At 73.0% G+C, this 24,663-nt stretch carries 25 protein-coding genes and 1 pseudogene; 15 read left to right on the top strand and 11 right to left on the bottom strand.

The window, feature by feature from the left end:
* Positions 1-266: 266 nt before the first annotated feature.
* On the top strand, positions 267-1,112 hold the full coding sequence (locus ACFPZJ_RS04670) for a GNAT family N-acetyltransferase (RefSeq protein WP_381017578.1): 846 nt from the start codon (positions 267-269) through the stop codon (positions 1,110-1,112).
* Positions 1,109-2,032 (top strand): NAD-dependent epimerase/dehydratase family protein, encoded by a 924-nt coding sequence (locus tag ACFPZJ_RS04665; protein WP_381017576.1) that lies wholly within the window; start codon positions 1,109-1,111, stop codon positions 2,030-2,032. The genes ACFPZJ_RS04670 and ACFPZJ_RS04665 overlap by 4 nt, the downstream gene beginning before the upstream one ends.
* Positions 2,033-2,077: 45 nt before the next feature.
* Here ACFPZJ_RS04665 and ACFPZJ_RS04660 read toward each other — a convergent pair whose 3' ends face one another.
* Both ACFPZJ_RS04660 and ACFPZJ_RS04655 read right to left on the bottom strand, forming a co-directional pair.
* Complete coding sequence (locus tag ACFPZJ_RS04660) at positions 2,078-2,341, bottom strand: GlsB/YeaQ/YmgE family stress response membrane protein (protein ID WP_381017573.1); 264 nt, start codon at positions 2,339-2,341, stop codon at positions 2,078-2,080.
* A 233-nt stretch (positions 2,342-2,574) separates the two neighbouring features.
* Positions 2,575-3,015, bottom strand: coding sequence for an SPW repeat protein (locus ACFPZJ_RS04655; protein WP_381017571.1), 441 nt, complete (start codon positions 3,013-3,015; stop codon positions 2,575-2,577).
* Between the two features lie 201 nt (positions 3,016-3,216).
* On the opposite strand from ACFPZJ_RS04655, the gene ACFPZJ_RS04650 reads away from it, so the two are divergent.
* The gene (locus ACFPZJ_RS04650) at positions 3,217-3,384 is read left to right on the top strand and encodes a hypothetical protein (RefSeq protein ID WP_381017570.1); all 168 of its coding nucleotides are present in this window, start codon (positions 3,217-3,219) and stop codon (positions 3,382-3,384) included.
* Positions 3,385-3,586: 202 nt separating this feature from the next.
* Here ACFPZJ_RS04650 and ACFPZJ_RS04645 read toward each other — a convergent pair whose 3' ends face one another.
* Complete coding sequence (locus ACFPZJ_RS04645; protein ID WP_381017567.1) at positions 3,587-4,651, bottom strand: acyl-CoA dehydrogenase family protein; 1,065 nt, start codon at positions 4,649-4,651, stop codon at positions 3,587-3,589.
* A gap of 98 nt (positions 4,652-4,749) precedes the next feature.
* On the opposite strand from ACFPZJ_RS04645, the gene ACFPZJ_RS04640 reads away from it, so the two are divergent.
* The 4 genes and pseudogenes from ACFPZJ_RS04640 to ACFPZJ_RS04625 all read left to right on the top strand — a co-directional run bounded on the left by ACFPZJ_RS04640 (position 4,750) and on the right by ACFPZJ_RS04625 (position 8,358).
* Positions 4,750-5,100, top strand: a complete 351-nt coding sequence (locus ACFPZJ_RS04640) for a YciI family protein (RefSeq protein ID WP_381018960.1) — start codon at positions 4,750-4,752, stop codon at positions 5,098-5,100.
* Positions 5,101-5,121: 21 nt separating this feature from the next.
* Complete coding sequence (locus tag ACFPZJ_RS04635; protein ID WP_381017565.1) at positions 5,122-6,312, top strand: RNA polymerase sigma factor; 1,191 nt, start codon at positions 5,122-5,124, stop codon at positions 6,310-6,312.
* A 199-nt stretch (positions 6,313-6,511) separates the two neighbouring features.
* Positions 6,512-7,402 carry a glycoside hydrolase family 19 protein gene (locus tag ACFPZJ_RS04630; RefSeq protein ID WP_381017564.1) on the top strand — a complete coding sequence of 297 codons (891 nt, stop codon included), beginning with the start codon at positions 6,512-6,514 and terminating at the stop codon, positions 7,400-7,402.
* A 50-nt stretch (positions 7,403-7,452) separates the two neighbouring features.
* Positions 7,453-8,358: pseudogene (locus tag ACFPZJ_RS04625) on the top strand (aldo/keto reductase).
* A gap of 58 nt (positions 8,359-8,416) precedes the next feature.
* Here ACFPZJ_RS04625 and ACFPZJ_RS04620 read toward each other — a convergent pair.
* The 3 genes from ACFPZJ_RS04620 to ACFPZJ_RS04610 form a co-directional block, all read right to left on the bottom strand.
* Positions 8,417-9,358 carry an SMP-30/gluconolactonase/LRE family protein gene (locus tag ACFPZJ_RS04620; protein ID WP_381017563.1) on the bottom strand — a complete coding sequence of 314 codons (942 nt, stop codon included), beginning with the start codon at positions 9,356-9,358 and terminating at the stop codon, positions 8,417-8,419.
* Between the two features lie 309 nt (positions 9,359-9,667).
* The gene (locus tag ACFPZJ_RS04615) at positions 9,668-11,158 is read right to left on the bottom strand and encodes an esterase (protein WP_381017561.1); all 1,491 of its coding nucleotides are present in this window, start codon (positions 11,156-11,158) and stop codon (positions 9,668-9,670) included.
* 164 nt (positions 11,159-11,322) lie between these two features.
* Entirely contained in the window at positions 11,323-11,451 is a 129-nt protein-coding gene (locus tag ACFPZJ_RS04610) for a hypothetical protein (protein ID WP_381017558.1), read from the bottom strand.
* A 427-nt stretch (positions 11,452-11,878) separates the two neighbouring features.
* On the opposite strand from ACFPZJ_RS04610, the gene ACFPZJ_RS04605 reads away from it, so the two are divergent.
* Positions 11,879-12,274 carry a VOC family protein gene (locus ACFPZJ_RS04605; protein ID WP_381017556.1) on the top strand — a complete coding sequence of 132 codons (396 nt, stop codon included), beginning with the start codon at positions 11,879-11,881 and terminating at the stop codon, positions 12,272-12,274.
* A 38-nt stretch (positions 12,275-12,312) separates the two neighbouring features.
* Complete coding sequence (locus tag ACFPZJ_RS04600; RefSeq protein ID WP_381017553.1) at positions 12,313-13,392, top strand: adenosine deaminase; 1,080 nt, start codon at positions 12,313-12,315, stop codon at positions 13,390-13,392.
* Here the strand turns inward: ACFPZJ_RS04600 and ACFPZJ_RS04595 are convergent.
* Positions 13,374-13,889 carry a mycothiol transferase gene (locus tag ACFPZJ_RS04595; RefSeq protein ID WP_381017550.1) on the bottom strand — a complete coding sequence of 172 codons (516 nt, stop codon included), beginning with the start codon at positions 13,887-13,889 and terminating at the stop codon, positions 13,374-13,376. The genes ACFPZJ_RS04600 and ACFPZJ_RS04595 overlap by 19 nt on opposite strands.
* Before the next feature lie 27 nt (positions 13,890-13,916).
* Positions 13,917-14,816 carry a LysR family transcriptional regulator gene (locus ACFPZJ_RS04590; protein ID WP_381017547.1) on the bottom strand — a complete coding sequence of 300 codons (900 nt, stop codon included), beginning with the start codon at positions 14,814-14,816 and terminating at the stop codon, positions 13,917-13,919.
* A 154-nt stretch (positions 14,817-14,970) separates the two neighbouring features.
* Here ACFPZJ_RS04590 and mgrA point away from each other — a divergent pair, with 154 nt between their 5' ends.
* Positions 14,971-15,960, top strand: a complete 990-nt coding sequence (gene mgrA / locus ACFPZJ_RS04585; RefSeq protein WP_381017544.1) for an L-glyceraldehyde 3-phosphate reductase — start codon at positions 14,971-14,973, stop codon at positions 15,958-15,960.
* 73 nt (positions 15,961-16,033) lie between these two features.
* Here mgrA and ACFPZJ_RS04580 read toward each other — a convergent pair whose 3' ends face one another.
* Together ACFPZJ_RS04580 and ACFPZJ_RS04575 are read right to left on the bottom strand one after the other, a co-directional pair.
* A complete protein-coding gene (locus ACFPZJ_RS04580; protein ID WP_381017542.1) occupies positions 16,034-16,318 on the bottom strand; it encodes a DUF1905 domain-containing protein in 285 nt (94 codons plus the stop codon).
* 89 nt (positions 16,319-16,407) lie between these two features.
* Positions 16,408-16,791: a nuclear transport factor 2 family protein gene (locus tag ACFPZJ_RS04575; RefSeq protein WP_381017540.1), complete on the bottom strand. Its 384-nt coding sequence runs from the start codon at positions 16,789-16,791 to the stop codon at positions 16,408-16,410.
* 402 nt (positions 16,792-17,193) lie between these two features.
* Here ACFPZJ_RS04575 and ACFPZJ_RS04570 point away from each other — a divergent pair, with 402 nt between their 5' ends.
* Genes ACFPZJ_RS04570 through ACFPZJ_RS04555 form a run of 4 tightly spaced genes read left to right on the top strand, consistent with a single transcriptional unit; the run spans position 17,194 to position 21,673 of the window.
* The gene (locus ACFPZJ_RS04570; RefSeq protein WP_381017537.1) at positions 17,194-17,604 is read left to right on the top strand and encodes a hypothetical protein; all 411 of its coding nucleotides are present in this window, start codon (positions 17,194-17,196) and stop codon (positions 17,602-17,604) included.
* A gap of 60 nt (positions 17,605-17,664) precedes the next feature.
* Complete coding sequence (locus ACFPZJ_RS04565) at positions 17,665-20,004, top strand: FHA domain-containing protein (protein ID WP_381017534.1); 2,340 nt, start codon at positions 17,665-17,667, stop codon at positions 20,002-20,004.
* An 8-nt stretch (positions 20,005-20,012) separates the two neighbouring features.
* Entirely contained in the window at positions 20,013-20,684 is a 672-nt protein-coding gene (locus ACFPZJ_RS04560) for a hypothetical protein (protein ID WP_381017531.1), read from the top strand.
* Positions 20,681-21,673 (top strand): serine/threonine-protein kinase, encoded by a 993-nt coding sequence (locus ACFPZJ_RS04555; protein ID WP_381017529.1) that lies wholly within the window; start codon positions 20,681-20,683, stop codon positions 21,671-21,673. The genes ACFPZJ_RS04560 and ACFPZJ_RS04555 overlap by 4 nt, the downstream gene beginning before the upstream one ends.
* Positions 21,674-22,033: 360 nt before the next feature.
* Here ACFPZJ_RS04555 and ACFPZJ_RS04550 read toward each other — a convergent pair whose 3' ends face one another.
* On the bottom strand, positions 22,034-23,299 hold the full coding sequence (locus tag ACFPZJ_RS04550; RefSeq protein ID WP_381017526.1) for a streptophobe family protein: 1,266 nt from the start codon (positions 23,297-23,299) through the stop codon (positions 22,034-22,036).
* Between the two features lie 179 nt (positions 23,300-23,478).
* Here ACFPZJ_RS04550 and ACFPZJ_RS04545 point away from each other — a divergent pair, with 179 nt between their 5' ends.
* Entirely contained in the window at positions 23,479-24,663 is a 1,185-nt protein-coding gene (locus ACFPZJ_RS04545) for a DUF6777 domain-containing protein (RefSeq protein ID WP_381017524.1), read from the top strand.

Here is a 24,663-nt window from a genome sequence, read left to right as displayed (position 1 = left end):
CACCCACCGTTCGGCCCTGCATCTCGGGCGGTACGGCCCGCCGGGTGGCAGACCGCCCCGGCCCGCTCGCCACACGGCCGGCCGAGTCGGGGATGGCTGAAGAGCCTCGGCCGCCGACGCCACGCAATGGCGCCGCTACCGCAGTTCGACGTCCTTCACGACCATGGCGCAGGACCCGCCGCACGGTGTGGTGATCACCCCCACGGTCACCGCCGCGGCGGTGCAAACCCGTTGTCCGGCGGATCGGCGCATGCTGGAGTGAGCCCATGGATCACGCCGGGACACTCGCCCTCTTCGACCGGGACCTGCGCGCGGGCGCGCGGCCCGACGGGCCCGGCGCCCGTGTCGAGCGCACGGGCGAGGTGGTGCGTCAGGTCGCCTCCGCGCAGGGCTGGAACGGAGTCGTGTGGTCCGACCTGGACGAGGCGGGCGCGGACGCGGCGATCGCCGAGCAGATCGCGTACTTCACCGGCCTCGGCCTGGAGTTCGAGTGGAAGCTGTACGGGCACGACCGGCCCGTGGACCTCGGACAGCGGCTCGGCGCGGCCGGCTTCACCGCCGGGCCGCGGGAGACGCTGATGATCGGCGAGGTCGTCGGCCTCACCCTCGACGCGGACCCGCCCGAGGGCATCCGCGTCCGGCCCGTCACCGACCGGGCGGGCGTCGATCTCGTGGCCGACGTGCACGAGAAGGCGTTCGGCACGGACAGCTCATGGCTGCGCCACCAGCTCCTCGCCCGGCTGACGGCCGATCCCGACTCCGTGGTCGCGGTCGTGGCCCTGGCCGGCGACGAGCCGGTGAGTGCGGCGCGCATGGAACTGGTGCCCGGCACGCGGTTCGCCGGACTGTGGGGCGGGGGAACCGTCGAGGCCTGGCGCGGCCGGGGCATCTACCGCACCCTGGTGGCGCACCGGGCCCGGGCCGCCGCGGACCGCGGCTACCGCTACCTCCAGGTCGACGCCTCCAGCCGGAGCCGTCCCATCCTGGAACGCCTCGGCTTCGCCGCGCTGAGCACCACGACGCCGTACGTGTACGTGCCTAGACGTGCCCCGTGCACGGGCCCGGCCCGCGATGTCACATCCGGGGCCGTCCGATCCGTCGCACGGGCATGACGACGATCCAGAAGAGCCAGAGCATCCTTCTCGCCGGCGCGAGCGGCGTCCTCGGCCGGCACGTCGCCCGCGCCCTGACCGGGGCGGGACACAAGGTGACCGGGCTGGGCCGCGGCCGGGACAACGGCATCCGGGCCGACCTCATGGACCGCGACGCGGTGCTGCGCGCCGTCGACGGTCACCACTTCGACACCGTGATCCACGCCGCGACCGCCCTGCGCAAGACACCTCTGCGGCACCGCGACATGCACGCCACCGACGCGTTGCGCACCGACGGCACGGCCCACCTCGTGGAGGCCGCCCAGGTCACCGGGGCACGCCGTTTCGTGGCGGAGTCGATGGTGTTCGGCTACGGCTACGGGGACCACGGCGACCGCGTCCTCACCGAGGACGACCCGTTCGGCCCGCGTGGCACCGACCGGGAGCTGGAGCGGCACGTCGCGGCCATGCGCGCCAAGGAGCGGCTCACCTGCGGCACACCGGGCCTGGAGGGTGTCGCGCTGCGCTTCGGCCTGTTCTACGGCCCCGGCGGCACCGACGCATTGCTGCCCCTGCTGCGCAGGCGGCAGCTGCCGGTGCCCGAGGACCGCGGACGGGTCGTGCCGTGGGTGGAGCTCACGGACGCCGCCCGCGCGGTGGTCGCCGCCGTGGAGCGCGGCCGCCCCGGTCAGGCGTACAACATCGCCGACCGCACGCCGCTCGGCTTCCGCGCCCATGTCGTGTGCGTGGCCGAGGAGCTCGGGGTGCCGAAACCGATGACCGTGCCGCTGTGGCTGATGCGGCCGGCGTCGTACGCGCACACGGTGATGTCGACGGCCCTGCGGGTGTCCACGGCCAAGGCCGAGCGCGAGCTGGGCTGGGTGCCGGTGTACGAGTCCAGCCGCGCGGGGCTGGCCGCGCTGCGCGCGACAGCTCACTGAGGGGCCGTACGCCGAGCGCGGCCGGGTGGTCACCGTGCCCGCAGGTCAGCGGCGTGCCTTCGCGCGGTCCAGCGCGGCGACGCCGAGCGCGGCGAGACCGATCTGGATGAGCCACTCGACCCAGTCGACGCCCTTGGTGTCGGCCACGTCGAACGCGCCGGCGATCGCGGAGCCGATCAGCGCGGCGATGATGCCGACAGCGATCGTCCACAGAATGCCGATGCGCTGGCGGCCCGGGACGACGAGCCGGCCCAGGACGCCGATGACGATGCCGATCACGATGGCGCTGATGATGCCGTCGATCTCCATCTCCGCCCCTTCTCCTGAGGACCCCCGCACTCCTGCGTCTGCCCGCTGACGACCGGGACAGTCCGTCCCCGTCCCTCACAGGTGAGCCGGGCGTGAGCCGCAGGGACGCCCCCTGGGGCACACGCCCTGGCCCGCCCGGCACATCCCGTGAGATCGGCCGGCCCGCGCGGTACGCGGACCGGCCTTGGCCGGCTTCCCTTGCTCTGCCAGGACCCGTCTGTGCCCAGCTCCTCCTACGGCTTCGGGGCGCTCCTCGCCGCCGTAGCGGCGCAGACCAGCCCGAGGGCCACGGCCAGGGCGCCGATGATGACGTTGTTCCAGATCACACCGGCGTCCGGGTCGGCGCCGACGATCCACGGCGCGATGATCATCCACACACCCATGGCGCACATGGCGTAGCTGAGGCCGTACATGCGCTCCGGCGCGCGGGTGAATCCGAGGGCCAGCAGGCCGATCGCGATCCCCACGATGAGGTTGTGGGGCGCGAGGGAGGGCTGGCTGGTCGTGTAGTGGACTATCCAGGGGGATACCGCGCAGTACAGACCGAGCAGGAACACCGGTCCGTCCACCAGCGCCACGTCGCGACCGCCGAGCATGCGGGCGTAGCGCTCCCGCATTTCGTAGGCATCAGGGTGGCTGGTTATGTCGCCTCTGGTCGGCTGCACATCGGCCATGACTCGTCTCCTTCGACTGCACGCCTGACCGCATCCGGTCCGGTTGCGGTGAAAACCGCTTATTGTAGATTCTCCTCTTATTTGTCCTTTATGTGTAGAGGTCGGAAGCGCTGCGACATGTTCGGGCCGATCGAGGGCAGCCGATGTGGAGGAGAGAAGTCGGTTCGAGTGGATCGGTCGATTCTGGAGGTGTCTGCCGCTATGGGCGCGAAGGTGTTGGAGCGTTTTCCTGCGGGAGCTCCGCGCGGATCGTGGCCGGCGGAGGAGTACGCGGCGGCTCGCCGCGCCGAGGGTGAGCCCGCGACGGTCGTGATGGACCTGAAGTCGGACGCGTTCCTCGTGGTGGTCCCGTCGCAGGACGACGACTGACCGCCCCGTCCCGGCAACCCGGGCGATCTCCCCCGCGTCTCCCGGGAGTTGGCCGCGTCACCCGCGCCGACTCTCCGGCCCGGGATCCGAGATCGGCCGGGTTGCCCCTTCCAGGCGCATCCGCATGCGCATGCGCAGGCGCAGCGCATGCGCAGGCGCTGGGGCGTTCGCGGGCGCGGTGCGCTCCGGTGCGGTGTGCGCGTCAGAGGGGACCGGCTCCACCTGAGGCCAGCGCGTCGAGATGGGCCCGGCGTACGTCGGCCGTCTGCCCCTGCACGAGCAGGAACACGGCCTCGCGGGCCAGCCGTTGGGCCCGGTTGTCCAGCGCCATGGACCGGCCGCCCCCGGCCACGACCGCCGCGGTCGTCGCCGCGCGCAGCACGTCGTACGCGCGCGTCTTGAGCGCCAGCCGCTCCCCGATCCGCTCGTGCGGCACCGGGTGGTCGGCGAGCGCGTACGCCTCCCGCCGGACCTCGTCGAGCCGGGCCCGCAGCGCACGCGCGGTCTCGGCGCCGTCCGGTGCCGCCTGCACCAGGTCCAGTGCCGCGTCGGCCACCCCGAAGACGGCCGGGCTCGCGTTGGTGTTCCTCGGCAGGTCGATCCGGGCGAAGTCGTCGTGCGGGACGCGCACGACCACGGCCTCCTGAGGCACCCACAGGCCCGCCAGTTCCAGGGACACCGTGCGGGCGGCCGCAAGCGCCGCGAGGCGCATGGGCGGCGACGGGCGCAGGCCCGTCCGCCGGCGCGCCTCGGTGAACGCGAACACCACCTCGCCGGTCTCCGTCACCCCGGCCAGCAGCATCACGTCGTTCAGGCCCCAGCCGGTGTACCAGGGCACGGTGCCGTCGAAGCGCCAGCCGCCGCGCTCCGGCACCGCCCGTACGGGGACCCGGGGGAAGGAGCGGACGTGGGCGTACGCGATCCCGGCGAGCAACTCGCCCGTCGCCAGCGGACGCAGCAGCTTCTCCCGGGCCGGAGAGTCGTACGTGGCGAGCATCTTCACCGGTGTGTGGTGCTGGGTCTGGACGAACCACGTGGAGCAGCACGCTCCGGCCAGGATCTCCGCCGTCTCGCGCGCCACGGCGGCCGGCGCGTCCGCTCCGCCGTACCGCGCCGGCGCTCCCACCCCGAGCAGCCCCGACCGCTTGATCTCCTCGACGTGGCTCGCGGGCACGCCCTCCTGGTCGACGTGTTCGGCGTGCGGGGAGAGCACAACGCGGGCCAGCTTCCGGGCACGGGCGACGAGGGCATGGGGCGCGGTGGTCATGGGAAAAATTCTCGCGGTTCGGTCAGGCGAGGTGTCGAACCGGGGGTGTGCCGTTCGTGTAGGAGGTGAGAGAACCCCACGAGGCCAAGGAGGCCGTCATGAAGTACTACCTGCTCAGCGTGATGCAGCCCGTCGGGGAACCGCCCGCTCCGGAGGTCCTCGCCGAGATCGGCGCGAACCTGGACGTCTTCCACCGGGAGCTGCGCGAGGCCGGCGCCTGGGTCTTCGCCGGGGGGCTGCACGGGCCGGAGTCCTCCACCGTGGTGCGGCCCCGCGACGGCGACGTCCTGGTCACCGACGGCCCGTACGCCGAGGGCAAGCAGACGCTCGGCGGTATCTGCCTGATCAAGGCGCCCGACCTGGACGCCGCCCTCACCTGGGGCCGCAAGGCCGCCCTGGCGACCACCCTGCCGATCGAGGTGCGGCCGTTCATGGGTGAGGCGGACTGACCGGCCCCGCGGGAGGGGACCGTGGAGCACAGGGACATCGCCGAGGTCTTCCACGCGGAGTACGGCCGCGCGGTCGCCGTCCTCGTCCGCTTCCTCGGCGACATCGACCTCGCCGAGGAGGCGGTCCAGGACGCCTTCACCATCGCCGTGCGGAGCTGGCCGGAGACCGGGACGCCGCCTCGCCCGGCCGGCTGGATCATCACAACCGCCCGGAACCGGGCGATCGACCGGCTGCGCCGCGAGTCCTCCCGGCAGGCTCGGCACGCCGAGGCCGCCCTGCTGCACGCCCCCGACGCACCGCCCGAGGAGGGCCCCGTGCGCGACGACCGGCTGCGTCTGATCTTCACCTGCTGCCATCCCGCACTCGCCCTCGAGGCCCGGGTCGCCCTGACCCTGCGGCTGCTCGGCGGGCTCACCACGGCCCAGATCGCCCGGGCCTTTCTCGTGCCCGAGCCGACGATGGCGCAACGCCTCGTCCGCGCCAAGGCGAAGATCCGCAACGCGGGGATTCCCTACCGGGTGCCCCGCGACGCCGACCTTGCCGAGCGGCTGAACGGTGTCCTCGCCGTCGTCTACCTGATCTTCAACGAGGGCTACACGGGCGACGCGGAGCTGTGCGCCGAGGCCGTACGCCTGGGCCGTCTGCTGGCCGAGCTGATGCCCGACGAGCCGGAGGTCGCCGGGCTGCTCGCGCTGATGCTGCTCGCCGAGTCACGCCGCGCGGCCCGCGAGAACGACCGGGGCGAACTCGTCCCGCTGCCGGAGCAGGACCGGACCCGCTGGGACCGCGCCCTGATCGCCGAGGGGCAGACGCTCGTCCGCCGCTGCCTGCGCCGCAACCAGCCGGGCCCGTATCAGATCCAGGCCGCCATCCAGGCCGTCCACAGCGACGCGCCGAGCGGCGAGGCCACCGACTGGGGCCAGATCCTCCAGTTGTACGACCAGCTCATGGCCCGCGCTCCCAGTCCCGTCGTGGCACTGAACCGCGCGGTCGCCGTCGCCGTGACCGAGGGCCCGCGCCAGGCCCTCGCCCTCGTCGACGCGCTCGGCCTCGACGGCTACCACGTCTTCCACGCCGTCCGCGCCGATTTGCTGCGCAGACTGGGCCGCCCCGGGGAAGCGGTCCGGGCCTACGAGACCGCGATCAGCCTGACCCGCAGCCCGGCCGAGCGCGGCTACCTCGAACGGCGACGGCAAGAGCTCATGCCCTGAACTCCCTGAACCCGAGCTGTCCTGAGTGACTGGTCTACACCCTTGACTGGTACAGACCAAAGCGGTTGAGTGTGCCTCCACACCCCCCACCACGGCCGTGCCCACGCCGTGGCCGGCTCGCCCGGCCGCGTGCGCACAAGGCTCTGCTGCGCCCTGCCCTTGTGCGGGTACGGCCGTGTCGCGCAAAGGAGTTGATTCCGTGTCGAGGCGCCACATCTCCGCCGTACTGGCCGCAGTCACCCTCGCGGGCACCGCACCGGTGCTCCTCCCGGCCACACCCGCGTCCGCCGCCGCGTGCTCGAGCTACCCCGCCTGGACGGCCGGAAGGCCGTACGTCACCGGCGACATCGTCCGCTACACCGACGGCAAGGCCTACATCGCCGAGCACGACAACCCGGGCTACGACCCGACCATCAGCACCTGGTACTGGGAGCCTTACGCCTGTGACAGCGGCCCGGGGACGCCCGACGCCCGCTTCGTGGTGAGCGAGGCCCAGTTCAACCAGATGTTCCCGAACCGGAATGCGTTCTACACGTACAGCGGTCTCACCGCGGCCCTGAGTGCCTACCCCGGCTTCGCCAACACCGGCAGCGACACGGTCAGGAAGCAGGAGGCCGCGGCCTTCCTCGCCAACGTCAGCCACGAGACCGGTGGCCTGGTGCACGTGGTCGAGCAGAACACCGCCAACTACCCGCATTACTGCGACTGGAGCCGGCCGTACGGCTGCCCCGCCGGTCAGGCCGCCTACTACGGACGCGGCCCGATCCAACTGAGCTGGAACTTCAACTACAAGGCGGCGGGCGACGCGCTCGGCATCGACCTGCTGGGCAACCCCTGGCTGGTGCAGAACGACGCCGCCGTGGCCTGGAAGACGGCCCTGTGGTACTGGAACACTCAGACCGGGCCCGGATCCATGACCCCCCATCAGGCCATGGTCAACGGAGCGGGTTTCGGCCAGACGATCCGCAGCATCAACGGCTCCCTGGAGTGCGACGGCAAGAACCCCGCCCAGGTGCAGAGCCGCGTGAACGCCTACCAGCGGTTCACCCAGATCCTCGGTACGTCACCCGGCGGCAACCTGTACTGCTGAGGCCCGCGCACGCTCGCATGCACGTACGAGGCATGTGCGAGACTCCGCCGATGAGCTCTGAGACGATCACCGCGCAGTCCTCGGGCAGCTGGAACCTCGGCGACCTGCCCGTCCACCGCCTCGGCTTCGGCGCGATGCGGCTGACGGGCAGCGCCGCCTTCCACCTCGGCACGCCCAGCGACCGCGACCGGTCCCTCGCCGTCCTGCGCACGGCGAGGGACCTCGGTGTGAACCACATCGACACGGCCGCCTTCTACTTCTCGGCCCTGCGCTCCGCCAACGAACTCATCAACAGCGCGCTGGCCCCCTACCCGGACGACCTGGTCATCGTCACCAAGGTCGGCCCGCACCGCAACCACTCCGGCGAGTGGGCCACCCCGGCCCGCCCCGACGAACTGCGCGGCCACGTCGAGGAGAACCTGCGCCAGCTCGGCCGCGACCACCTGGACGTGGTGAACCTCCGCCGCATGGGCCAGGACTCCGTCGCCGAGCACTTCGGCGCCCTCGCCGACCTCAAGCAGGCGGGGCTGATCCGGCATCTCGGCATCTCCAACGTCGAACCGAGGCACCTCGCCGAGGCGCAGGCCATCGCCCCGGTGGTGTGCGTGCAGAACCGGTACGCGCTGGACCGCCCCGACCCGGCCACCGACGAACTCCTGCGTCGCTGCGGCGAACAGGGCATCGCCTTCGTGCCGTAGTACGCCGTCGCCGGCGAGGGTGAGCAGCTCGGCGCCGGCACCGCACACGACGAGGAGGTCCTGGCCGTCGCCCGAGCGCACGGCGCGAGCCCCGCCCAGGTCCGCACGGCCTGGACCCTGCACCAGGGTCCGCACGTGCTCGCCATCCCCGGCACCGGCAACCCCGAACACCTCGTGGAGAACGTGGCCGCCGGAGCGCTCCGCCTCACCGACGACGAACTGAACCGGCTCGACGGGCTGCGCCGACAGGCTGGTTGAGCGGAGCACGGCGGGCGACGGCCGGAAACGGCGGGCCTCGTCGACCGCCTTGACGGACTCACGGGCGGGTGCGGTCCGGGCGCGCGGCCGGCAGTGGTGGAGTGCCGGTGACCGACATGACGAGGGAGTACAGCGTGGTGTCGGCCGCGATGAACATGCGGTTCCGTTTGGCGCCGCCGAACCGGATGTTGGCGACGGTGCCGGGCACCAGGACGCGGCCGAGGAGGGTGCCGTCCGGGTCGTAGCAGTGCACACCGCCGTGCATGGCGGCCGCCCACAGCCGGCCGGCGTCGTCGAAGCGGATGTTGTCGAAGTTGCCGATCCGGCACGCCGCGAAGACCTCGCCGCCGGTGAGCGTGCCGTCGTCGTGGACGTCGAAGACGCGGATGTGGTTGGCCCGGCTGTCCGAGACGTACAGTCGGCGCTCGTCGGGGGAGAAGACGAGGCCGTTCGGACCGTCGAAGCCGTCGGCGACCAGCCGTACCTCACCGGTGCGCGGGTCCACGCGGTAGACGTTGCGGGCGCCGATCTCGCTCTCGGCGCGGTGGCCCTCGTAGTCGGTGGCGATCCCGAAGTCGGGGTCGGAGAACCAGATCGAGCCGTCGGACTTCACGGCGGCGTCGTTCGGGCTGTTGAGCCTCTTGCCCTCGAAGCGGTCGGCGATCACGGTGACCGAGCCGTCGTGTTCGGTGCGGGTGACACGGCGGTTGCCCTGCTCGCAGGTGATGAGGCGGCCCTCGTTGTCCAGGGTGTTGCCGTTGGGATGACCGGCGGGGGACCGGAAGACGCCGACCGCGCCGGTGGTCTCGTCCCAGCGCAGCAGACGGTCGTTGGGGATGTCGCTCCACACCAGGTACCGGCCGGCCGGGACGTAGACGGGGCCCTCGGCCCAGCGGCAGCCTTCGAAAAGGGCCTCCAGCCTCGAGTCGCCCGCTTGGCACCTGCCCGTGCGGAAGCGGTCGTCGAGGATCTCGTACACCTGCGGATGCTCCCCGGGCACGCTGCCACCCCTCTGCGTCGAGCCGAATGGATGATCTGACTGATCCAAACTATGCCGGAGCGATGCATGAGCGCTGCCGCGAACCGCGTGAGCGGTACGCGATCCGCCGGCGCGGACCGCCGCCGGAGCCGATCCGGCGGCGGCGGGGGCCGGTGCGCTCGCCTTCGTGGTGGGGAGGAGTCCGGCGAGTGGGTGGGTGTGCGGCTCCCTGGGGATCTGCCGGAGTGCCGGGCTGCCGGGCGCTCGGGCGTCGCGCGGGCTATAGGGCCGCGGAGCCGTACCGCGGCCGGGTTCGTCAGATGGGCGACCTCACTCGTCGATCGCCGCGCCGAACCGGGCGTCGGTCCCCGGGGCGCCGAGCGAGCCGCCGCCGTAGGACCACGAACCGTCGGTCACCACGCCGGTGGTAGCGGCGGGCAGGACCCACACGACCCCGTCGGAGGTGTTCTCGCCCGGCGCCGCGGCCAGCAGCTCGTGGCGGCCGTCGTCGTCCGTGTCCACCAGCCGGACCTGTCCGCCCCAGCGGTCGCCCTTCTCCGCCGTGCCGGGCACACCCGCCGAGTTCTGGTCGAAGGACCGCGCGCCGGCCGCGGTCAGTCCGCCGGCCGAGCCGCGCAGCACCCACACCGCGCCCGCGTCCGCGACGGTGCCGACGTCCTCGCCGGGCGCTCCGACGGCCAGGTCGTCGTACCCGTCCCCGTCCAGGTCCGCGAGGGAGAGGTCCGTGCCGAAGCCGTCGCCAAGTTCCGCGGTGCCCGGCACACCGGCGGAGTACTGCGCCCACACCTGCGCCGCTGTGCCGTGCTCGTCGACGCCCTCCAGCCCGTCCTCGCCGCCGAAGTACACGCCGACGACGCCACCCGTGAGAGGCTCGTGGTGGTCGTCGGGGTGGTCGGGGCTGCCGAAGACCAGGTCGTCGTGGCCGTCGTCGTCGATGTCTCCGGAGGCGGTGGCCGGGCCGCCGCCCAGGTCGCGGGTGTACGCGAGCCCGCCGGCGCCGCCCGTGTAGACGGCCGATCGTCCCGTGCCGTCCTCCTCCAGGCTCCGCCCGGCGACGACGAGGTCGGCGTATCCGTCGGCGTCGTAGTCCCCGCTCGTCAGGGACGCCGGGCGGATCGCGTCTCCACCGGGGGTGCCGGTGGTGTCGAGACGGCCCGTGCCCTGCAAGGACCCGGCGCCGTAGGTGAACAGGTCCACGCCGTGCCGGTCGGCCACGGCCAGGACGTCACCCGGCGTGGCTCCGGTGAACCGGGCGGCGGCGACGGCCAGGCCGAATCCCGCGCCCGCCCTCGGCGCGGCGGCGCCCAGGGTGACACCGCGGGTGGCGCGCAGCCCCTCCTTGGAGCCGTACAGGACGGTCACCCGGCCCGCGTCCGTAAGGGAGCCGACATCCTCCCCGGGCGCGGCGATGACGGCGTCGTCGTACCCGTCGGCGTCGAGGTCGCCGGTGGCCAGGGCGCTGCCGAAGCCGTCACCGGCCTCGGCGGTGCCCGGGACGCCCGGGGTGGCCTGGCCGAAGACGGCGGTGCGGACCTTCGGCGTGCTGGTGGCGGTGCCGATGCCGTTGGCGGCGCCGTACTGGACGGTGACGTAGCCCGCGCCCACGTGGCCGGCGTCGGTGCCGCCCGGGGCGCCGCTCAGGACGTCGTCGTAGCCGTCGCCGTCGAAGTCGCTGTTGCGGTCACCGGCGTACGTGCCACCGGGCGTGCCCGCCAGGGCGGTGGGCGCGGCGGTGATGCCGGCGCCGGTCAGCAAGAGGAAGGAGGCGGCGGCGACAGCCGCGGAACGCCTGCGGATCATGGTGGGACCCCCGTCGGTCGCTGTTCGTGAGTTCTCCGGGCCTGGCCCGTCGGTTGGTCGTGCTCGTGTCGTGCGCTGAGTTGGACAAGCGACGCCGTACGGCGTTGTGGCCTGCTCTTCGGCTGTGACAGACCGGTGACACACGGGGAAGGACAGGCGGGAGGTCACCGGCCTGCGCCGCGGCCGGCGGAGGCCGGGCGAGTGCCTCCCGCGGCGAGCAGCGCCTCGACGGTGTCCTCGTGACGGCCGGCCAGCGCCCACTGCAGCGGGGAGTGGCCCGTGACCAGCACCACATCGCGCGTGTCTGCGAACGCCAGCCAGGTCCGGCCGCCGTCCCGCAGGTTCCGGGCCCGTCGGATTGGACAGCCGGGTGGACAGCCACACGGCCTCCTCGTGCCAGACGAACCACAGCGGGACGAGGTACGGCAGACCGTCGGCGTCCGCCGTGGCCACCCGGATGTCGCGCTCGCGCTCCAGGCGGGCCAGGACGTCCCGCTTGCGGCGGGCCGGATCGCGCGGGTGCTCGGTGATCTTCGTGCCGGGACGTTACCGCCCCGTGCATCGCCGCGCCTCCGGCCCGGGACCCGCTACGTCCCGGACTCGCGCCCTAGGTCTCCGGCGGGCCCCCGGGTGGTCTTCGCAGGGTCCGGGCACCGGGTTGGCGCCCGATGCGTTTTACGTATAACCTCTCCCGTCAATCACCCCGCCCGAGAGGTCCCGATGAGACGCATCGCGCTGGTCAGCCTCGTGGTCGACGACTACGACGAGGCGATCCGCTTCTACACCGACGCCCTCGGTTTCCGGCTCGCCGAGGACGCGTCCCGGCCCGACGGCTCCCGCTGGGTCGTCGTCGAGCCCGGCACCCCCGGGCAGGGCACCGGCCTGCTGCTCGCCCGCGCCTCGTCGGAGGCGCAGCGGGCCCGGATCGGCGACCAGACCGGCGGGCGCGTCGGCTTCTTCCTGCACACCGACGACTTCGCCCGCGACCACGCCCGCATGACCGCCGCGGGCGTGACCTTCCTGGAGGAGCCGCGCCACGAGCCGTACGGCACGGTCGCCGTCTTCCAGGACCTGTACGGCAACCGTTGGGACCTCCTCCAGCCCGCACCTCAGTGACACTTCGCCACCGAGACACACCGCAGAAAGACCCGCACATGACCGCGCCCCGCATCGACACCGAGACCCTCCGCCGCCTCCCCAAGGCCGTACTGCACGACCACCTCGACGGCGGACTGCGCCCCGCCACCGTCGTGGAACTCGCGGACGCGGTCGGCCACACCCTGCCCACCACCGACCCCGACGAGCTCGCCGCCTGGTACTACGACGCCGCGAACTCCGGCGACCTGGTGCGCTACATAGCCACCTTCGAGCACACCCTCGCCGTCATGCAGACCCGCGAGGGCCTGCTGCGCACCGCCGAGGAGTACGTGCTCGACCTCGCCGCCGACGGCGTCGTCTACGGCGAGGTCCGCTACGCCCCCGAGCTGATGGTCAAGGGCGGCCTGACCCTGCCCGAGGTCGTCGAGACCGTCCAGGAGGGCCTCGCGGCGGGCATGGCGAAGGCGGCGGCAGCGGGCACGCCCGTGCGGGTCGGCACCCTGCTGTGCGGCATGCGCATGTTCGACCGGACCCGGGAGATCGCGGACCTGGTCGTGGCGTTCCGGGACGCCGGTGTCGTCGGCTTCGACATCGCCGGCGCCGAGGACGGCTTCCCGCCCGCCGACCACCTCGCGGCCTTCGAGCACCTGCGCCTCGAGAACGTGCCGTTCACCATCCACGCCGGCGAGGCCCACGGCCTGCCCAGCATCCACCAGGCGCTCCAGGTGTGCGGCGCCCAGCGCATCGGCCACGGCGTGCGCATCACCGACGACATCGCCGACCTGGAGGCCGGCAAGCTCGGCCGCCTCGCGAGCTGGGTCCGCGACCGCCGTGTCGCCCTGGAGATGTGCCCGACCTCCAACCTCCAGACCGGCGCGGCCACCTCGATCGCCGAGCACCCCATCACCGCGCTGAAGGACCTCGGCTTCCGGGTCACCCTCAACACCGACAACCGGCTGGTGTCGGGCACGACCATGACCCGCGAGATGTCGTTGCTGGTCGAGCAGGCGGGCTGGACGGTCGAGGATCTGCGCACGGTCACGGTGAACGCCCTGAAGAGCGCGTTCATCCCGTTCGACGAGCGAGGGGCGCTCATCCGGGACGTGGTCCTGCCCGGCTACGAGGCCGCGCTCTGACGCAGCCCTCGTACGTAGGCGGCCTGTCCGACGTGCTGCAGATCGTCGGACAGGACGCTGACCAGCCGTACGCCCAGAGTGACTGGCGGGTCCCACCTCTCGTCCACGATGCGCTCCAGGTCCTTGGCGGCCAGCGACCTCAGGCACGCGAGGGTCTGCTCGTGGACGGCGTCGTAGTAGCCGGTCAGCAGGTCACCGGAGTCGACCCGGACCTTGGCGACCTTCGCGGGGCTGTGGCCGTACCCGGTGTCATGGCGCGGCAGGCCCAGCGCGAAGCGCTTGTGCCAGTCCTGGGACAGCCACACCTGCTCCAGCTCGAAGGCGTCGGCGACGTGATCGTCCTGGACGCGGGTCAGGTGCCAGACCAGCCAGGCGATGGAGTTGGCGTCGGGGGAGGGGCGGGCGGTCAGATCGTCGGGGTCCAGGCCCTCGACGGCGGCGTGGACTTCTTCCTGGATGCGGCTGTACCCGTCGATGAGGATGTCCTTCGCATGCATGGCTCCACCATCGCGCATCCGCGTCCCTCACGCGTCCCCGCCGTCCTCCGCGCCGGGGTCCAGCAGCGCCATCAGCGCCCGGGCCGCCGGACTGGTGGCCTGCGGGGGCGGCAGCAGGGCGACCGTCTCGTACACCGCCTCGCCGGTGCCCTTCACCGGCAGGGCCGTCAGCGACGCGCGCTTGTGCGCGAAGTGCCGCGGTACGACGGCCACACCGAGGTTCTCGTCCACCAGGTCAAGCAGCGTGTGCACGTCGTTGACCTCCAGCGCCACGCTGCGCCGTACGCCCGCGGCGGCGAACACGGCGTCGGTGGTGCGGCGCGGACCCCAGTCCGGGTGGAAGTCGACGAACACCTCGCCGCCCAGTTCCTCCGGGGTGACGGCGGCACCGACGGCCGCCAGCCGGTGGCTGGCGTGGCACAGCACCGTCATCGGCTCACTGGTCAGCGACACCGACCGCAGTTGGTCGGAGTCCGCCTCCACCCGCACCCCGAACGCCAGGTCGAGCCGCCCGGCCGCGACCTCCTCCGCCAGCGCGCCCGAGCCCGCCTGCCGCAGGCAGATCTCCACGTCCGGGTGGCGCCGCCGGAACGCGGCCAGCAGCCTCGCCGCGTCGACCCCGGCGATGCACTGCTCGGTGCCCACCGCGAGCATGCCGCGCAGCACGCCCTGCACCGCGGCCACCGCCTCGTGGGCCGCGCGCACCTGGGCGAGGATCCGCTCCGCCTCGGCGAGCAGCGCCCGCCCGGCAGGGGTGAGCGTCACCCGGCGGGTCGTGCGCACGAACAGCGGCGTCTGCAACTCCCGCTCCAGCGTGCGGATCGAGGCCGACAGTCCCGACTGGGAGACCATCAGCCGTTCCGCCGCCCGGGTGAAGTGCTGGTCCTCGGCGACCGCGACGAAGTGCTGGAGGTGGCGCAGTTCCATGACTGAGAAGCGTAGCCGCTGAATTCCATCGGATTCTTCTGTTGGACGGATGCCCGCAGGTCGCGCGAGAGTGTCTACCGGTTCGCGTGTCCCCCGGTGATCCGCCGGGTCACACCGAAGCCGTATCCCGTGTGCCAACCTCTCTGGAGTCGCGTTGTACACCGCACACCCCGACCGCTACGCGGACATGCCCTACCGGCGCACCGGACGCAGCGGCCTGAAGCTCCCCGCGCTGTCGCTCGGCCTGTGGCACAACTTCGGCCCCGACCGCCCCGTCGAGACCCAGCGCGCCATCCTGCGCCGCGCCTTCGACCTCGGCGTCACCCACTTCGACCTGGCCAACAACTACGGCCCGCCGCCCGGCGCCGCCGAGTCCGCCTTCGGTGAGGCCCTGAAGACGGACTTCGCGCGCTACCGCGACGAGCTGGTGATCTCCACCAAGGCCGGCTACCTCATGTGGCCCGGCCCGTACGGCGAGTGGGGCTCGCGCAAGTACCTGCTCTCCTCGCTCGACCAGAGCCTGAAGCGGATGGGCCTGGACTACGTCGACATCTTCTACTCGCACCGCCCCGACCCGGACACTCCCCTGGAGGAGACGATGGGCGCCCTGCACTCGGCGGTCCAGCAGGGCAAGGCGCTCTACGTCGGCGTCTCCAACTACACCCCGGAGCAGACCCGCGAGGCCGCCCGCATCCTGGGTGAGCTGGGCACCCCGCTCCTCATCCACCAGCCGCGCTACTCGATGCTCGACCGGCGCCCGGAGGAGGGCCTGCTGGATGCCCTCGACGAGCTCCAGGCCGGTTCCATCGCCTACTCCCCGCTGGAGCAGGGCGTGCTGACCGCCCGCTACCTCGACGGCATCCCGGAGGACTCCCGGGCGGCCAGCGACAGCCCCTTCCTGAACTCCGACGCGCTCACCGAGGACCTGGTGGCCAAGCTGCGCGACCTCAACGACATCGCCAAGTCGCGCGGCCAGACCCTGGCGCAGATGGCGCTGGCCTGGGTGCTGCGCGGCGGCCGGGTGACCTCCGCGCTGGTGGGTGCGAGCAGCCCGCAGCAGCTGGAGGACAGCGTGGCCACGGTCCGCAACCTCGACTTCGACGCCGAGGAGCTGGCCCGGATCGACGCGGTCGTCAACCGGTAGGGGCACCGCGCCACGGTTCCCGGAGACGGCGGCTGTCTGCGGGAACCGGTCGTCAGCCGAGCGGCTCCTCCCGTCAGCCGAGCCGTTCCTCCAGCCGGACGGTGACCGTGTCGCCCTCCCCCTTCCCGATGGCCGCGCGGATGCCCGCCTTCACGGGCAGCATGTGCGTGCCGTCGCCCAGCGCCATGAAGGAGCTGCGAAAGGGGTGACCGTCGATCGTGCCGCGCACCTTGACCAGGCCGCGGGTGCCGAAGAAGCCGACGGACTCCGGCCAGACGAGATAGGTCCAGCCGCCCTCTTCGGGGCTCCTGCGCAGGACGGCGGTGAATTCCGCCTCCAGGTGTCCGGTCCTGGCCATGATGTCCTCCGCTTCGGGCGGTCCCCCACGCGAGGACCGCCCGAAGCAGAGACCGCCGGACGGCGCGGAACTCATCGCCGGGGCCGGCCTCACGCCCCGGCGGGCACCCGGTCCAGGAACCCCAGCACCGACGTGATCCGGCCCGCCTCGTCCAGCGTGATCACGTCCGACCCGGCGACGGGCGCCGAGCCGTCGGTCTCGTTCACCAGCTCCCAGGAGAACCGCGCGGTGTCGTGGTGCCCGTCGACGCCCCCGGCGAGCCGGAAGACGAACCCCGGGAACCGCTCGCGCGCCGCCGCGATCAGGGCGGCGATCCCGTCGTGGCCGCTGACGTCGGCGAGCGGGTCGGTGTAGCCGCCGTCCGCGGTCCAGGCCGCGGCGACCGCCTTGGCCCGCGCCTCCTGGCCGTCCGCGTTCCATGCCTCGAAGTAGCGGGCGACGGCGTCCTCGTATCGGTTGGCGGGTGCGGACATGGGTGATCAGCCTCCATTGAGGTCGTCTGTGCTGGTCAGGGCCCGGACCGCGGTGGTGGCGACCCGTGCGCACACCATGCCCGCACCCGCCGGGAGGCGTCGATTACCTCCGACGTCATGCGGCGACGTCATGCGGCTCATGCCTCCGAGCTCATGCGGCTCAAGCCGCCGGGGGCTCTTGTGGCTCTCCCGGGGCGCGCCGCCCGCCGGGTTTCGGCCACCGGCGGCGGCGAATATGCCAGGAGACTGGCCGGAAAAACATGGTGACAGTGTTTCAGTAGTGAACATACTCAACAGCGAGAGCGCTTCCACAGGGCGACGGCGCCCTCACGCACAGCACACGCGCCGCGGGGCCGAACGAGGCCGGCCGGCACGCGAGCAGGGCAACGGGGGAGGGGCAACGTGCACGACGAGTTCCTGTGTCACGTCACCGCGTACGGCGTCTGCGGCGGCCGGCGCATCGGCGTCCCCCTGGGAACCTACCGGGCGCCCACCCTGGCCCTCGCCCTGTGGTGGTTGCGCGACCGGGCGAGCTGGATCGCCCAGCGCCTGGACCCGCAGCCCGACGCCGAGCACTTACCGCCCGGCGCGCTCGTCCCCGTCGCCGACAGCGTGCCCGACGTGCCCGCCGTCCTGCGCGCCTGGTGCGCCGACGCCGCCCGGCAGGAAGCGGTCGCCGAGGAACTGGCCGCCGGGCGGCTGGTGCGCATCGCCACCAGTGACGACACCACCGAGTACGAACTGCTCGCCGAGTCCGTCGACGCCCTGCGCATGCAGCGGATGGCTCCGGCCGTCGGCGTCCCCGTCGCCTGACCAGCGGCCGCGCCGCCCCCCGATCAGGCGTGTATCCGGGCACATCGGTAGAATCTTGGCATGGCTGAACGGCCGGTCGCGCCGACCGCGCCCGAACTCGTCCTGGAGACCGAGACCGGCTCCACGGTGATGAGCCCGAGCCGCGACTACCGCGTCGGACGCGACCCGTTGAGCGACATCGTCCTCGACGATGCCCGGGTCTCGTGGCACCACGCGGTGCTGCGACCCGACGACGGCCACTGGACCCTCGAGGACGAGAACAGCACGAACGGCACCTACGCCGACGGCCACCGCGTCCACGAATGGCACGTCGGACCGGGCAGCGTCCTGCGCTTCGGCAATCCGGCCGACGGCCCGCGCGCCGTCCTCCTCGGCCGCTCCGCACCGGCCCCGGAACGCCCCTCGGCGGTCTCGATGCCCGGCCTGACGGGCACCTTCCGCGAGCCCACGAGCGTACGGCCGCTGCCCGCCCGCACCGTCCGCATCGGCCGCGCCAGCGACAACGACCTCGTCATCGACGACCTCGTCGTCTCCCGCCGGCACGCCGAACTGCGCGCCCTGCCCGACGGGACGTACGAGATCGCCGACCTCGGCAGCCACAACGGCACGTACCTCAACGGCCGGTCCGTCACCAGCGCCCCCGTCGGCCCCGGCGACATCGTCGGCATCGGGCACTCGGAGTTCTGCCTGGTCGGCGACCAGCTGCAGGAGTACGTCGACACCGGCGAGATCTCCCTCGACGTGCAGGACCTCACCGTCGCCGTCGACCGGGGCCGCAAGACGCTGCTCGACCACGTCTCCTTCCCGGTGGGGGAGAAGTCCCTGCTCGCGGTCGTCGGCCCGAGCGGCGCCGGGAAGTCCACGCTGCTCAACGCCCTCACCGGGCAGCGGCCCGCCGACCACGGCACAGTGCTGTACGACGGCCGCGACCTCTACCGCGACTACGCCGAGCTGCGCCAGCGCATCGGCCTGGTTCCGCAGGACGACATCCTCCACACCCAGCTGACCGTCCGCAAAGCCCTGTCGTACGCCGCCGAACTGCGCTTCCCGCAGGACACCGCCAAGGCCGAGCGGCGGGCCCGGGTCGACGAGGTCATCCGCGAACTCGGCCTGGAACAGCGCGCCGGGCAGCCCGTGCACAGTCTGTCCGGCGGACAGCGCAAGCGGGTCAGTGTGGCCCTGGAGCTGCTCACCAAGCCCTCGCTGCTCTTCCTCGACGAGCCGACCTCCGGACTGGACCCCGGCATGGACCGCTCGGTGATGCACATGCTGCGCGGCCTGGCCGACGACGGCCGTACCGTCATCGTGGTCACCCACAGCGTGCTGAGCCTGGACGTGTGCGACCGCCTCCTGGTGCTCGCGCCCGGCGGGAAGATCGCCTACTACGGACCGCCCGAGGACGCCCTGGCCTTCTTCGGCTTCGACGAATGGCCGGAGGCCTTCGAGGCGTTCGAACGCGACCAGGACCGGGACTGGGCGGGGGAGTTCCGCGCCTCGCCCTGGCAGCGGCGGTACGTGGCCGACGCCACAGTGCAGCCCAGACAGCCCCGGTCGGGCCCGGTCGTCATCGCCCGGCCGCCCCGGCCGCGCGGCCGGGGCGCCCAACTGGGCACCCTGGTCCGCCGGTACACGGCGGCGCTCAGCGCCGACCGCACCTTCCTCGCCATCATGATCGCGCTGCCGTTCGTCATGGGCGCGATGGGCCGGGCCCTGGCCGGCAGCGAGCTGACCCGGAAGACCGCGCTGAACGCGCTGCTGATCCTGTGCGTCGGCGCGGTGCTCGCCGGCGCCGCCAACGCCGTGCGCGAACTCGTCAAGGAGCGCGTGATCTACCAGCGGGAGCGGGCGGTGGGCCTGTCCAGATCGGCGTACCTCCTGTCCAAGGTCGTCGTCCTGGGCGCGATCACGGTGCTGCAGGCGGTGGTGCTCACCGTCGTCGCCCTGCTCGGGGTCGACCTCAACGCGCCCGACGGCGAGGGCGTGCTGATGCCGCCCCTGGCCGAGATCACGGTCGTCGTGGCGCTGCTCGCGTTCACGGCCATGATGCTCGGCCTGGTCGTCTCCGCGCTGGTGCGCAAGGAAGAGGTGACGATGCCGCTGCTGGTGCTGCTCGCCCTCGTCCAGGTCGTCTTCTGCGGTGCCCTGCTGAAGCTGGACGGCGTGCCGGGCCTGGAGCAGCTCGCCTGGCTGGTGCCCTCGCGGTGGGCCTTCGCCGCGATGGCCGGCACCATCGGGCTGGCCCGGATCGTGCCCGGCGAACTGGGCGACGACCCCCTGTTCCGGCACGAGGCGGACGTGTGGCTGCTGGACGCCGGAATGCTGCTCGTGCTGTCGGCGCTCTTCGGATTCCTGGTGTCCCGGCTGCTGCGCCGCCATGAACCCGCCGTGATGCGGAGGTAGGCGATCCGATGACACAGCCGTCGACCGCGCCGGCCCCGGGCTTCCGCCCCACGCACGTCGTCCCCCAGCACGGCATGCCCGCCTGGGAGGCGCCCGACCCCGAGCGGCCCACCGTCGCCCTCGACCCGCTGCTGCCGGTCCAGCTCGTCGAACGGCTCGGTGACTGGGGGCACGTGCTGTGCTCCAACGGCTGGTCGGCCTGGGTCGACGGCCGCTGCCTGGTCGCCGTACCGCAGGACCCGCCCGTCGCAGGCGCCCCGCTCGCCCGCACCGCCGACCCGCGCCCCCTGCTGGCCCGCGCCGAGGAGGCCCTGGCCCGCTACCGCCGTGCCGTCGAGGACCTGGTGCGCGGCGCGCTCGACGGCGGGTCCTTCCGCGCCCGCACCCACGGGCTGCGGATCGGCCTCGTCGTCGAGGGCGAGTCCGTATGGCTGTACGACCCCGGCCACGAGCGGTGGGTCTACACCGACGGCACCCGCCTGAGCACCTACGCCGCCGACACGCCGCCCCGCGCCGCCGCCGATCCCGGTCATCCGCCCACTCAGGTCGTCACCGACACGCCGCCCCGCGCCGCCGCCGATCCCGGTCATCCGCCCACCCAGGTCGTCACCGGCGATCCCACCCAGGTCGTGGCGCACGACGCCACCCGGGCCGTGACCCCCGACGGGGACACCGGATGAGCCGCGACACCAGCCTCTTCACGGGCCGGCCCTCCGAACTCGTCGGACGGCAGGTCGCGGGCTACCGCATCGAGCAGGAGATCGGCCGCGGCGGCATGGCCGTCGTCTACCGCGCCCGCGACCTGCGCCTGGAACGCACGGTCGCGCTCAAGCTGCTCGCCCCGGAACTCGCCCGCAACGACACCTTCCGCCGCCGCTTCACCCACGAGTCCCGCGCCGCCGCCGCGATCGACCACCCGCACATCGTGCCCGTCTTCGAGGCGGGCGAGACGGACGGCATCCTGTACATCGCCATGCGGTACGTCGCCGGCAGCGACCTGCGCCACCTCCTCGACCGCGAGGGCCCGCTGCCCCCGGCCACCGCCCTGCGCGTCGCCGCCCAGGTCGCCTCCGCTCTCGACGCCGCCCATGACCACGGCCTGGTCCACCGGGACGTCAAACCGGGCAACATCCTGGTCTCCCGGGGTACCGACAGCGACCACCCGGAGCACGTCTACCTCACCGACTTCGGCCTGACGAAGAAGTCGCTGTCCCTGACCGGCTTCACCACGGTCGGCCAGTTCGTCGGCACCCTCGACTACGTCGCCCCCGAGCAGATCTCGGGCCGCCCGGTCGACGCACGCTGCGACGTCTACGGTTTCGCCTGCGTCGTCCACGAGACCCTGACCGGCCACCCGCCCTTCCGGCGGGACGACGACATGGCCCTGCTGTGGGCCCACCAGTACGACGACCCGCCGCCGCTGACCCGCACCCGCCCCGACCTGCCCGAGCAGGTCGACGCCGTCTTCGCCAAGGCCCTGGCCAAGAGCCCCGAGGACCGCTACCCGTCCTGCCTCGCCTTCGTCACCGCCCTGCGCAACGCCACGACGGGCAGGGCGGCGGGCGGATACGCCCCCACGCACGTGGACCTGCACGTCCCCGATCCCGCCGACGACCGGCCGAAGCCGCCGCCCCGCTGGGCCGCGCCGGTCTTCGGGGGCGGGGTGTGAGGAACGCGGGCGCAGAAGCCGTCGGCCTCGCCCTGCCGGGCTTTTCCGTCGGGTGTTCGTGGGTCGTGTCGTGCGGCGGCTTCCGCGGGTGTTCGTGGGTCGTGTCGTGCCGGGGTCCCGTCGGGCGTCCGCGGGTCGCGTCATGCCGGGGTCCCGTCGGGCGCCCGTGCGTCCCCCGGCCGGGCGCCCGTCGGACGTGGTCCGTTCCGCCCCCGCCCAGGCAACCGGCGGACGCCCGCGTGGCGTTTCGCCGGGGCGCGCGTCAGCGGTGGTCCGTTCCGCGCGCGTCGCACGCCGTCCGTGGCGTCTCGCCGGGGCACGCGTCGGACGCGGTCCGTTCCGCCCCCGCCCGGCCACCCGTCAGACGTCCTCCGTGCCGCCCCGCCGGGGCACCCGCCGTGCCAGCAGCGCTCCGGCGAAGCCGGTGACCAGGCCCCACAGCACGGCCAGGCCCAGCGCGGACCACAGACGGGGCCGCAGGAACAGCTCCCCGGTGAGCCCGCCGCCGAGGTCGCCGATGCCGAGCACGGACAGGCCGTAGTGCGCGGAGATCCGGCCGACCAGGCAGATCATCAGCACCGTGAGCGCCAGCGCGACCGCCATGTGCAGGGCGTGCTGCCAGGCCCGGATGCGCGCCGGTGAACGGGCCGCCATCGCGAACGCGGCGGCCAGCAGCAGCACCGCGTCGATCACCAGCAGCCACCACACGCGGCCGTCGTGCTCGGAGAGCGTGCGCAGATTCAGCGCGGAGACGTCCGAGGTGCGCAGCACCTCGTCCAGCACGTGCGGCATGGGCAGCCCGAACGGCCCCTCCACCCGGCCGTTCCACGTGGCGCCGAGTCCGATGGTGAGCCCGAGCCAGACCAGGTTCGGCACACCCAGCAGGAGCACGGCGAACGTCTCCGCCGCGTGTCCGCGCGTGGCCGCGACGACCAGGCCCACGACGACCCCGATCACGACGTACGCCAACAGCAGCAGGACCATCGCGTACGCGGCCGGCCGCACCGACGTCTGGAAGCGCAGCAGCCGGCCGGGCAGCGGAGCCCCGCGCGCGACCACCAGCGCCAGCACCAGCACACCGGCCAGCCACAGCAGACCGAACAACAGCGTCGTGGGCACGTCGGTGGTGAAACCCACCTCCGGCCGCAGCCCGAGCAGGTCGCCGATGTCGCCGAGCGTGTCGCCGAGGTCGATCTCGAACGTCTGGCGGGCGGCGAGGGCCAGACCGAGCAGTCCCAGCAGCCACAGCACGGCGACCCGGGCCGCCCAGCCGCCCAGCTCCGCGGCGCTCGCCACCGCCCGGTGCCGCAGCGGCCGCAGGAAACCGGCGGCGATCACCAGCGCCCCGGTGAGCGTCACCGACAGGGGGATCACGGTCAGACCGGCGTCGGTCTCGGCGAGCCCTCCGGCGGCCCCGGCCAGCTCGACGGAGCCGCCCACGGAGGTGACGACGGTCGCCGCGACGACGCGCGGGAAGGCGCCCTCCGGGAGGTCCGCCGCCCCGGCGGCCCACAGGCCCAGCGCGGCGACAGCCCCCATGGCGACCAGCCCCGCCAGCACCACGACCACGGCTCGCACCCAGCTGTGCCGGGCGACGGTCTGCGCGGAGGTGGTTCGCGAGGTCACGCTGTCACGCTAAGCAGCACCCAGGCGAACCGCCCGCCGGGAGGTCCGTCCGCGTCGGCTTGCGGGCGGTATGGCACCCGCGCACACAATGAATACATAGCGGAGAAAGCGGTGCACATCGAGAGAAATCCGTGTGAAGGTGTGGATGCCGCGGAGAACCCACGCGGGAAGAAGAGCTCGTGAGCGTCGAACCACCGTCGTCCGACCGCCCCACAGGACCGCCCTCGGGTCCGCTGTCGGGCCCCTCCCGGCCACCGTCCCAGCCGCCCTCCGGGGGGCCGCCCCCGCGGCCGCCGGGCGGTGACGGGCGGACCCCCGAGCCCGGTCGGCCGTGGTGGCGCTCCGTGCCCCGCCTCGCGGTGCTCGCCACGGTCGTCGTGGCCGCCGTGCTTCTCGCCGTCGTGTTCAGCCGCTCCGGTGGCGGCGGCGGAGGAGGCACCCAGACGGCCGCGGGTGAGGGCGAGATCTTCCTCCAGTCCGCCGGGCAGACCGGACCCGACCCGTTCACCGAGTCGACGGCGAAGGACAGCACGGTCCCGCCGGCCACCCCCTCCCCGGCCACCGAGTCGGCCCCGCCGAACGCGGTCCGCGCCGTGGAGGGCGGGGCACCCGGGCTGTACGGCGGCACCCGGAAGGTCGCCAGCTGCGACATCGAGAAGCAGATCACCTACCTCGAGGCGGCTCCGGAGAAGAACACGGCCTTCGCCTCGGTCCTCGGCATCGGCACGTCGGACGTGCCGGCCTACCTGCGCTCGCTCACCCCGGTCCAGCTGCGCATGGACACCCGTGTCACCAACCACGGCTACCGCGACGGCGCCGCGACCAGCTACCAGGCCGTCCTCCAGGCCGGTACCGCCGTCCTGGTCGACGACCGGGGAGTGCCGCGCGTGCGCTGCGCCTGCGGCAACCCGCTGACCCCGCCGGTCGCCCTGCGGACCGCACCGAAGTGGACGGGTGACGCGTGGCCGTCGTTCCGTCCCTCGAACACCGTCGTGGTCACGCCCGCACCACAGGTGGTCAAGGTCTTCGTCGTCCACGACCCCGACGGTGGCGAGTGGTTCGAGCGGCGTCGCGGCGACACCGGCACGAAGGACCGCGAGACCAAGAGGCCGGAGAAGACCACGCCGTCGGCGAGCGTGTCCACGCCTGCCTCGCCGCGGTCCGAATCGCCGTCGCCGGACAGCCCGTCGCCGGACAGCCCGTCCCCGGACTCGCCGTCCCCGGACTCGCCGTCCCCGCCGACCTCGGAGCCGCCGTCGCCGGAGCCCCCGACGAGCGAGTCCCAGGAGACGGAGACCTCGTCCCCGGCGGACGAGGAGACCTCCAGCCCGGCGGGGCCGCTGGCCGCCTCCCGGGCGCCGTGA

It is taken from the genome of Streptomyces bullii (assembly GCF_042657145.1).
GTDB classification, from domain to species: Bacteria; Actinomycetota; Actinomycetes; order Streptomycetales; family Streptomycetaceae; genus Streptomyces; species Streptomyces bullii.
The sequence above is the reverse complement of the archived record's forward strand: the minus strand, read 5'-3'. Positions and strand labels throughout refer to the sequence as shown.

Coding starts and splice junctions, on each gene's coding strand:
- ACFPZJ_RS04650 (WP_381017570.1), top strand. CDS start 3,217: ATGGGCGCGAAGGTGTTGGAGCGTTTTCCTGCGGGAGCTCCGCGCGGA.
- ACFPZJ_RS04560 (WP_381017531.1), top strand. CDS start 20,013: ATGACACAGCCGTCGACCGCGCCGGCCCCGGGCTTCCGCCCCACGCAC.
- ACFPZJ_RS04670 (WP_381017578.1), top strand. CDS start 267: ATGGATCACGCCGGGACACTCGCCCTCTTCGACCGGGACCTGCGCGCG.
- ACFPZJ_RS04605 (WP_381017556.1), top strand. CDS start 11,879: ATGAGACGCATCGCGCTGGTCAGCCTCGTGGTCGACGACTACGACGAG.
- ACFPZJ_RS04575 (WP_381017540.1), bottom strand. CDS start 16,791: ATGTCCGCACCCGCCAACCGATACGAGGACGCCGTCGCCCGCTACTTC.
- ACFPZJ_RS04640 (WP_381018960.1), top strand. CDS start 4,750: ATGAAGTACTACCTGCTCAGCGTGATGCAGCCCGTCGGGGAACCGCCC.
- ACFPZJ_RS04655 (WP_381017571.1), bottom strand. CDS start 3,015: ATGGCCGATGTGCAGCCGACCAGAGGCGACATAACCAGCCACCCTGAT.
- ACFPZJ_RS04565 (WP_381017534.1), top strand. CDS start 17,665: ATGGCTGAACGGCCGGTCGCGCCGACCGCGCCCGAACTCGTCCTGGAG.
- ACFPZJ_RS04660 (WP_381017573.1), bottom strand. CDS start 2,341: ATGGAGATCGACGGCATCATCAGCGCCATCGTGATCGGCATCGTCATC.
- ACFPZJ_RS04615 (WP_381017561.1), bottom strand. CDS start 11,158: ATGATCCGCAGGCGTTCCGCGGCTGTCGCCGCCGCCTCCTTCCTCTTG.
- ACFPZJ_RS04645 (WP_381017567.1), bottom strand. CDS start 4,651: ATGACCACCGCGCCCCATGCCCTCGTCGCCCGTGCCCGGAAGCTGGCC.
- ACFPZJ_RS04580 (WP_381017542.1), bottom strand. CDS start 16,318: ATGGCCAGGACCGGACACCTGGAGGCGGAATTCACCGCCGTCCTGCGC.
- ACFPZJ_RS04555 (WP_381017529.1), top strand. CDS start 20,681: ATGAGCCGCGACACCAGCCTCTTCACGGGCCGGCCCTCCGAACTCGTC.
- ACFPZJ_RS04595 (WP_381017550.1), bottom strand. CDS start 13,889: ATGCATGCGAAGGACATCCTCATCGACGGGTACAGCCGCATCCAGGAA.
- ACFPZJ_RS04590 (WP_381017547.1), bottom strand. CDS start 14,816: ATGGAACTGCGCCACCTCCAGCACTTCGTCGCGGTCGCCGAGGACCAG.
- ACFPZJ_RS04665 (WP_381017576.1), top strand. CDS start 1,109: ATGACGACGATCCAGAAGAGCCAGAGCATCCTTCTCGCCGGCGCGAGC.
- ACFPZJ_RS04600 (WP_381017553.1), top strand. CDS start 12,313: ATGACCGCGCCCCGCATCGACACCGAGACCCTCCGCCGCCTCCCCAAG.